The following is a 7,763-nucleotide window of genomic DNA, read 5'->3' as shown; positions in this document are numbered from 1 at the left end:
GGACGGGCGCCGCCCCCGAGCCCGAGCCGCGCACCGGCGGCGCGGGTGCGGCGCCCGTCCCGGCCGTGGCGCACGCCGGCCGTGGCGGGCGCCGCACCACCGGGTACTCCGCCGCCCTTGCCCGGCACCGGCCCGCCCCGCCGGCTGGCCTAGGATTCATCTCCTGATGACTGCCACCCTCGTCGCCAAGGACCTCGCCGCCGGCCACGGCGAACGCTCCCTCTTCGCCGGCCTCGACCTCGTCGTCGCCCCCGGCGACGTCATCGGCCTCGTCGGTGTCAACGGCGCCGGCAAGTCGACGCTGCTGCGGCTGCTCGCCGGGCTCGACACCCCCGAGGACGGGGAGCTGAAGCTGTCCCCGCCCACCGCCAGCGTCGGCCACCTCCCGCAGGAGCCCGAGCGGCGCCCGGGCGAGACCGTCCGGGGATTCCTCGCGCGCCGGACCGGTGTCGCCGCGGCCCAGATCGCGATGGACGAGGCCACCCAGGGCCTGGTGGACGGCACGCCGGGCGCCGACGACGCGTACGCCGTCAGCCTGGAGCGCTGGCTCGACCTCGGCGGCGCCGACCTCGACGAGCGCGCGGAGGAGGTCGCCGGCTCCCTCGGGCTGACCGTCGGCCTCGACCAGCCGATGACCTCCCTGTCCGGCGGCCAGGCCGCCCGGGCGGGACTCGCCTCCCTGCTGCTCTCCCGCTACGACGTCTTCCTGCTCGACGAGCCCACCAACGACCTCGACCTCGACGGCCTGGAGCGGCTCGAGTCCTTCGTGCGGGGCCTGCGCGCGGGGACGGTCGTCATCAGCCACGACCGTGAGTTCCTCGCCCGCACCGTCACGAAGGTCCTCGAGCTCGACCTCGCCCAGCAGCAGATCACCCTCTACGGCGGCGGCTACGAGGCGTACCTGGAGGAGCGGGACACCGCCCGCCGGCACGCCCGCGAGGACTTCGAGGAGTACGCCGACAAGAGGGCGGCTCTCGAAGGCCGCGCCCTGATGCAGCGCAACTGGATGGACAAGGGCGTGCGCAACGCCCGCCGGAAGGCGACCGACAACGACAAGATCGGCCGGAAGCTGCGCGGCGAGGCCAGCGAGAAGCAGGCCGCCAAGGCGCGCCAGACCCAGCGGATGATCGAGCGCCTCGACGTCGTGGAGGAGCCCCGCAAGGAGTGGGAGCTGCGGATGGAGATCGCCGCCGCCCCGCGCTCCGGGTCCGTCGTGGCGACCCTGCGCGAGGCGGAGGTGCGTCGCGGCGACTTCCGCTTCGGGCCGGCCACGCTGCAGATCGACTGGGCCGACCGCGTCGCCATCACCGGCGCCAACGGCGCCGGGAAGTCGACCCTGCTCGCCGCCCTCCTCGGCCGCCTTCCGCTCGACGCGGGGGACGCCGTCCTCGGCTCGGGTGTCGTCGTCGGCGAGGTCGACCAGGCGCGCCGGCTCTTCCACGGCTCGGAGTCGCTGCTCGACGCCTTCTGCGCGGCCGTCCCGGAGACCGAGCCCGCGGACGTCCGCACGCTGCTGGCCAAGTTCGGTCTGAAGGCCGACCACGTGCTGCGCCCGGCGACCACGCTCTCCCCGGGCGAGCGGACCCGCGCCGCCCTCGCGCTGCTCCAGGGCCGGGGCGTGAACCTCCTGGTCCTCGACGAGCCGACCAACCACCTGGACCTGGTGGCGATCGAGCAGCTGGAGCAGGCCCTCGACGGCTACCCCGGCACCCTGCTCCTGGTCACCCACGACCGACGGATGCTGGACGCCGTGCACATCGACCGGCGCATCGAGGTCGCCGGCGGCAAGGTGACCGAGCTCTGATGCACGTCTCCTTCGGATGGGGGCCGACAGAGGCCCGCGTCCTCGGCTCGTCCGCCGCCTGCCTGGTCGTCGTGGACGTGCTGTCCTTCACGACCGCGGTCGGTGTCGCCGTGGAGGCCGGCACCGCCGTGTACCCGTACCGGTGGCGGGACGGGACGGCGCGCGCGTACGCCGAACAGCGCAACGCCGTGCTGGCCGTGGGCCGCTCCGAGGCGACCGCCCCCCACCCGTGGACGCTCTCCCCGGCGGCCCTGCGCACCGCTCCGCCGCCCCCGCGCCTCGTCCTGCCGTCCCCGAACGGCTCCWCGATCGCGGCACAGGCCGAGGGGGCCACGGTCGTCGCCGCCTCGCTGCGCAACCGGAAGGCCGTCGCCCGCTGGCTGGCCCGGCAGGGTTACGGGACCGCCGCCCGCCCCCTGGCCGTCGTCGCCGCGGGCGAGCGCTGGCCCGACGGCTCGCTGCGTCCGGCGCTGGAGGACCTGCTGGGCGCCGGAGCGGTCCTGTCGGCCCTGTGCGCCGAGGGCGACGCCGCCGTGCTCACGCCTGAGGCGCGGGCGGCGGCGACGCTGTGGGAGGCGACCGAGGCCCCGGCCGCGGTGGTGCACCACTGCGACTCGGGGCGTGAACTGTACGAGTACGGCTACCCGCAGGATGTGGCGGTGGCCACCGAGGTCGACACCTCGCACACCGTCCCCGTCCTGACGGACGGCGCATTCCAGGAGGCAGCAGCATGACCGACCTACTGACCCGGCTGACCGAGATGCTGGACGACCTGGACGCGGACGTCGACGCGACGATCGACCTGGCCGACGAGATCGCCGCGTCCGGGGACGCCGCCCTGCTGCCCCGCCTCCAGTCCGAACTGGACCGGGCCCTCACCGAGCAGAACGCCTACGCCCGCGAGCTCATCGGCGGCGTCCTGGCCGCGATCGGCGGCCCGGACGCCCTCCCCGCGCTGCTTCGTGCCTCGGCCGTCGACCTCGGCGACGACCAGGACGCCCTCGCGACGGAGATCGTCGAACTGGTCCAGTCCGACCCGCACCGCTCCCGCGCCGTCCTCCAGCCCCTGACCGAGGACGACGACCTGACGGTCGCGAACCGCGCCGAGTGGGCGCTGCGCTTCCTGCCGAACGCCTGAGGCGCGCCGCCCCCGCGTCGACGGGACGCACGGAGCGGGCCCGGCCTTCCGGCCGGGCCCGCTCCGTGTCCGTCCGGGCGTCAGCGACCGCGCCGCTTGCCGCCGCCGTCGTTCAGCAGACCCGCCTTCCGCAGGGCGTCCGCCATCGCGCTGTTCGCCGGCGCCGCCGCCGCCTGGCTCGCGCGGCCGCCCTGACCGCCCTGGCCACCCTGACGGCCCTGGCCACCCTGGGCCCCCTGACGGCCACCGCCACCGCCACCGCGGCGCTGCTGCGGCGGACGGCCGCCCCGCTCGCCGCGGTCGCGCTTCGGCGCACCCGTGCCCGTGTCCGCCGCGGCCTCGTCCTCCAGCCGCAGCGTCAGCGAGATCCGCTTGCGCGGGATGTCGACGTCCAGGACCTTGACCTTCACCACGTCACCGGGCTTGACCACGTCGCGCGGGTCCTTCACGAACGTCTTCGACATCGCCGAGACGTGCACCAGCCCGTCCTGGTGGACGCCGATGTCCACGAAGGCGCCGAACGCCGCCACGTTCGTGACGACGCCCTCCAGGACCATCCCCGAGGCGAGGTCGCCGAGCTTCTCGACGCCGTCCTTGAAGGTGGCCGTCCGGAACGCCGGCCGCGGGTCGCGCCCCGGCTTCTCCAGCTCGCGCAGGATGTCCGTGACCGTCGGCAGACCGAAGGTCTCGTCGACGAACTCGTCCGCCCGCAGCGACCGCAGCACGCCGGTGTTGCCGATCAGCGCGGCGACCTCGCCGCCCGTCGACTTCACCATGCGGCGCACCACCGGGTACGCCTCCGGGTGGACCGACGAGGCGTCCAGCGGGTCCTCGCCGCCCCGGATCCGCAGGAATCCCGCGCACTGCTCGTACGCCTTCGGGCCGAGCCGGGCGACGTCCTTGAGCGCCCGGCGCGAGTGGAACGGGCCGTTGGCGTCCCGGTGCGACACGATGTTCTCGGCGAGTCCGGCGCTGATGCCCGACACCCGCGAAAGGAGCGGTGCGGACGCCGTGTTGACGTCGACACCGACACCGTTCACGCAGTCCTCGACGACCGCGTCCAGCGAGCGGGAGAGCTTCACCTCGGACAGGTCGTGCTGGTACTGCCCGACACCGATCGACTTCGGGTCGATCTTCACCAGCTCGGCCAGCGGGTCCTGCAGCCGTCGCGCGATCGAGACCGCCCCGCGCAACGRCACGTCCATGTCCGGCAGTTCCTGCGAGGCGAACGCGGACGCCGAGTACACCGACGCGCCCGCCTCCGACACCATCACCTTCGTGAGGTTCAAGTCCGGGTGCTTGGCGATGAGTTCGCCCGCCAGCTTGTCGGTCTCGCGGGAGGCCGTGCCGTTGCCGATGGCGATCAGCTCGACCGCGTGCTCCTTCGCCAGCCGCGCCAGCTTGGCCAGCGCCTCGTCCCAGCGGTTGGCCGGGACGTGCGGGTGGATGACGTCGGTGGCCACGACCTTGCCGGTGGCGTCCACGACCGCGACCTTCACGCCCGTGCGGAAGCCGGGGTCGAGGCCCAGCGTGGCCCGCGTCCCGGCCGGGGCCGCGAGCAGCAGGTCCCGCAGGTTGGCCGCGAAGACCCGTACCGCCTCGTCCTCGGCCGCCGTGCGCAGACGCAGGCGCAGGTCGATGCCGAGATGGACCAGGATCCGGGTCCGCCAGGCCCAGCGAACCGTGTCGAGCAGCCACCTGTCGCCCGGGCGCCCGCGGTCGGCCACGTCGAAGCGACGCGCGACCATCCCCTCGTACGACGAGGGACCGGGCACCTCGGAGGGCTCCTCGGGCTCCAGCTCCAGGCTGAGCACGTCCTCCTTCTCGCCGCGCAGCATCGCCAGGATCCGGTGCGAGGGCAGCGCCGTGAACGGCTCGGCGAAGTCGAAGTAGTCGGCGAACTTCGCTCCCGCCTCCTCCTTGCCCTCCCGCACCTTGGCCGCCAGCCGGCCCCGGCCCCACATCCGCTCGCGCAGCTCGCCGATCAGGTCGGCGTCCTCCGAGAACCGCTCGGTGAGGATGGCGCGCGCGCCGTCCAGGGCCGCCTGCGGATCGGCCACGCCCTTGTCGGCGTCGACGAAGGCCGCCGCCGCGGCGGCGGGCTCCACCGACGGGTCGGCGAGCAGCCCCTCCGCCAGCGGCTCCAGACCGGCCTCCCGGGCGATCTGCGCCTTGGTGCGGCGCTTCGGCTTGAAGGGCAGGTAGATGTCCTCCAGCCGCGCCTTGGTGTCGGCGGCCCGGAGGCGGGCCTCCACCTCGGCCGTCAGCTTGCCCTGCTCCCGCACGGAGTCGAGGATGGCGGTCCGCCGGTCCTCCAGCTCCCGCAGGTAGCGCAGCCGCTCCTCGAGCGTGCGCAGCTGCGCGTCGTCGAGCATCTCGGTCGCTTCCTTGCGGTAGCGCGCGATGAACGGCACGGTCGAGCCGCCGTCGAGCAGCTCGACGGCCGCCCTCACCTGTCGCTCGCGTACGCCGAGCTCCTCGGCGATCCTGCTTTCGATGGACGTCGTCACGGTGTCCCGACTCGCCTTCTCGTGCCTCAAGCTTGCGTCTGCATTCTGCCGGGTCCGCCGCCGGAATGCCGCACACACCCCACCCCGCGCGGCGACCGCCCGGGACCGCGGGCCGCCGGTCCGGCCCGGGCGCCCCGCGCGCGGGGGTCACGCCGATCGCGCGGGGCCTCCGGGCACGACCCGGCCCCTGAGGGCTGTCCTGCCGATCTCGCCGGGCTCCCGGCGCGGCCTGATCGACGAGACACCCCTACCCGTTCAGGTCCGCCGGGAAGGCCCCGGCGAGGAAGGCCGCGTTGCGGAACTCCTTGCCGAGGGCCGTCAGGCGCTCGACACCGGCCGCGCCGAGGTGCTCGTACGGCGCCGCGTCCAGGCGGTCGGTGTGCTCCTCCACGGCGTCCCGCAGCGCGGAGCCCTCGGCCGTCAGGCCGCCGTCCGCGTCGAGGTGACCGCGCTCCCGCAGCCGGGCGACCGCGGCGTCCCAGTCGGCGCGCCGCCAGCCGCGGCTGCCCAGGACCCAGCGCGGGCTCATGCCCATACCGGTGGCGGTGTGGCTGACCAGCGCCTCCAGCGGGTCGAGTCCGGCGCTCAGCAGCGCCACCAGGTGGCCGTCCCCGCGGTGCTCGCGCAGCAGCGTGGCGGCGTGCCAGTACTTCAGGTGGGGCTCCTCGGGCACGGGCAGGTCGGCGTGGCCGGAGTAGAGCGGCCGGGCGTGCCGCGTGCACGCCTCGGTGGCGCGCAGGGCGAGCTCGGCGGCCTCGGCCATCTCGGCCGAGGCGATCGCCTCCTCGCCCAGCAGCCGGCGCAGCGTGCTGTCGACGGCCCGCAGCCGGGCCGCGAGCACCTCCTCCGGCGAGGCGATGTCCCAGACGGCCGGCAGGTGCCGTGCCAGCAGTTCGACGTTGTAGTTGTAGAAGGTCGCGGCGACGGTGCCGGCGCCGACGGCGCCCAGCGCGGCGCTGCGCGAGGCGAGCCGCATGGCCGACACGTCCTCGAAGCCGAGCGCCTTGAACTCGGTGTCGAGGTCCGGCGAGAAGTACACCGTCGAGTGCAGCGGGTTGATGACGTGGTGGCAGCGGCGTCCCGCGCGGGGCGGCAGAGTGGTCATGGCCGCACGTTACCGACTGGTTGGTATGACCGGAACCCCCGGGGTCCGCGAGGGCCTCCGCGCCAGGCCGGCCCGCACCGCCCCCGCCGGACGGGAGCCGGCCGGCCGCATGGCAGGAAAGGTGGGTTCTTCGTCATTGCGGCCTTCCCCCGCCGCACGAAGGATGGAACCCATGACGAAGCGACCCGTGCTCGTCGTCCTCTTCGACGACGTGCAGAGCCTGGATGTCACCGGACCGGTGGAGGTGTTCGCCGGCGCCGCCCGCGCCGGCCGGGGCGCCTATCCGATCCGCACCGCCTCGCTCGACGGCGGCCCCGTCCGCACCCAGAGCGGCCTGCGGCTCCTCCCGGACGGCACGCTCGCCGAGGCCGTCGCCGCGGGCCCGCCGCACACCCTCCTCGTCCCCGGCGGCGAGGGCACCCGGCGGCCCGACCCGCGCCTCGTCGACTGGCTGCGGGAGAACGCCCCGCGCGCCGAGCGGCTCGTCTCGGTGTGCACGGGAGCGCTGCTGCTCGCCGAGGCCGGGCTGCTCGACGGCCACCGGGCGACCACCCACTGGGTGGCCTGCGACCACCTCGCGCGCTGCTACCCCGAGGTCGAGGTGGACCCGGACCCCATCTTCGTCCGGGACGGCCGGCTGGCCACCTCGGCGGGCGTCACCGCGGGCATCGACCTCGCCCTGGCCCTCGTGGAGGAGGACCTCGGGCGGGACACCGCGCTCACCGTCGCCCGCCATCTGGTCGTATTCCTGCGCCGCCCGGGCAACCAGGCGCAGTTCAGCGCCCAGCTCGCCGCCCAGACCGCCCGCCGCGAACCCCTGCGCGACCTCCAGCAGTGGATCACCGAACATCCCGACGCCGACCTCTCCGTCGAGGCGCTGGCCGCCCGGGCCCGGCTCTCGCCGCGCCATTTCGCCCGTGCGTTCCAGGCGGAGACGGGCACGACGCCGGGCAGATACGTCGACCGGGTCCGGATCGAGCACGCGCGCAGGCTCCTGGAGGAGACCGCCGACGGCGTGCAGGAGGTCGCCCGGGCGGCGCAGGAATACGACCAGATGGCGGGCGACGGTGAGCGCGGTGTCCCGCCCGAGGTCCTCCTCCACGAGGGCCAGGGCGAGGTCGATGCCCGCGGTGACGCCCGCCGAGGTGGCCAGCCGGCCGTCCCGGACGAAGATGGGGTCCGGGTCCACCTCGACCTCGGGGTAGC

Annotated in this window: 6 protein-coding genes; 4 read left to right on the top strand and 2 right to left on the bottom strand. The window is 74.8% G+C overall.

Features of this window, described 5'->3' with window-relative positions; genetic code table 11:
• The first annotated feature begins 166 nt into the window (after positions 1-166).
• The 3 genes from EAO71_RS04920 to EAO71_RS04910 are packed head-to-tail and all read left to right on the top strand — an operon-like array spanning position 167 to position 2,942.
• Entirely contained in the window at positions 167-1,804 is a 1,638-nt protein-coding gene (locus EAO71_RS04920) for an ABC-F family ATP-binding cassette domain-containing protein (protein WP_147976537.1), read from the top strand.
• The gene (locus EAO71_RS04915) at positions 1,804-2,538 is read left to right on the top strand and encodes a 2-phosphosulfolactate phosphatase (RefSeq protein ID WP_147976536.1); all 735 of its coding nucleotides are present in this window, start codon (positions 1,804-1,806) and stop codon (positions 2,536-2,538) included. Before EAO71_RS04920 ends, EAO71_RS04915 begins: the two co-directional genes overlap by 1 nt.
• A complete protein-coding gene (locus tag EAO71_RS04910) occupies positions 2,535-2,942 on the top strand; it encodes a hypothetical protein (protein ID WP_147976535.1) in 408 nt (135 codons plus the stop codon). The genes EAO71_RS04915 and EAO71_RS04910 overlap by 4 nt, the downstream gene beginning before the upstream one ends.
• A gap of 80 nt (positions 2,943-3,022) precedes the next feature.
• On the opposite strand, the gene EAO71_RS04905 is transcribed toward EAO71_RS04910, so the two are convergent.
• Entirely contained in the window at positions 3,023-5,452 is a 2,430-nt protein-coding gene (locus tag EAO71_RS04905) for a Tex family protein (protein WP_147976534.1), read from the bottom strand.
• A 247-nt stretch (positions 5,453-5,699) separates the two neighbouring features.
• Complete coding sequence (locus EAO71_RS04900) at positions 5,700-6,557, bottom strand: SCO6745 family protein (protein ID WP_147976533.1); 858 nt, start codon at positions 6,555-6,557, stop codon at positions 5,700-5,702.
• A 172-nt stretch (positions 6,558-6,729) separates the two neighbouring features.
• On the opposite strand from EAO71_RS04900, the gene EAO71_RS04895 reads away from it, so the two are divergent.
• A partial coding sequence (locus EAO71_RS04895) for a GlxA family transcriptional regulator (RefSeq protein WP_147976655.1) occupies positions 6,730-7,763 on the top strand: 1,034 nt, incomplete at its 3' end.

The sequence above is a fragment of the Streptomyces sp. MS191 genome (genome assembly GCF_008042125.1).
Lineage (GTDB): Bacteria > Actinomycetota > Actinomycetes > Streptomycetales > Streptomycetaceae > Streptomyces.
The sequence above is the reverse complement of the archived record's forward strand: the minus strand, read 5'-3'. Positions and strand labels throughout refer to the sequence as shown.

Bases quoted from the DNA above. Each gene is read 5' to 3' on its own strand.
- EAO71_RS04920 (WP_147976537.1), top strand. From the start codon at position 167: ATGACTGCCACCCTCGTCGCCAAGGACCTCGCCGCCGGCCACGGCGAA.
- EAO71_RS04910 (WP_147976535.1), top strand. From the start codon at position 2,535: ATGACCGACCTACTGACCCGGCTGACCGAGATGCTGGACGACCTGGAC.
- EAO71_RS04900 (WP_147976533.1), bottom strand. From the start codon at position 6,557: ATGACCACTCTGCCGCCCCGCGCGGGACGCCGCTGCCACCACGTCATC.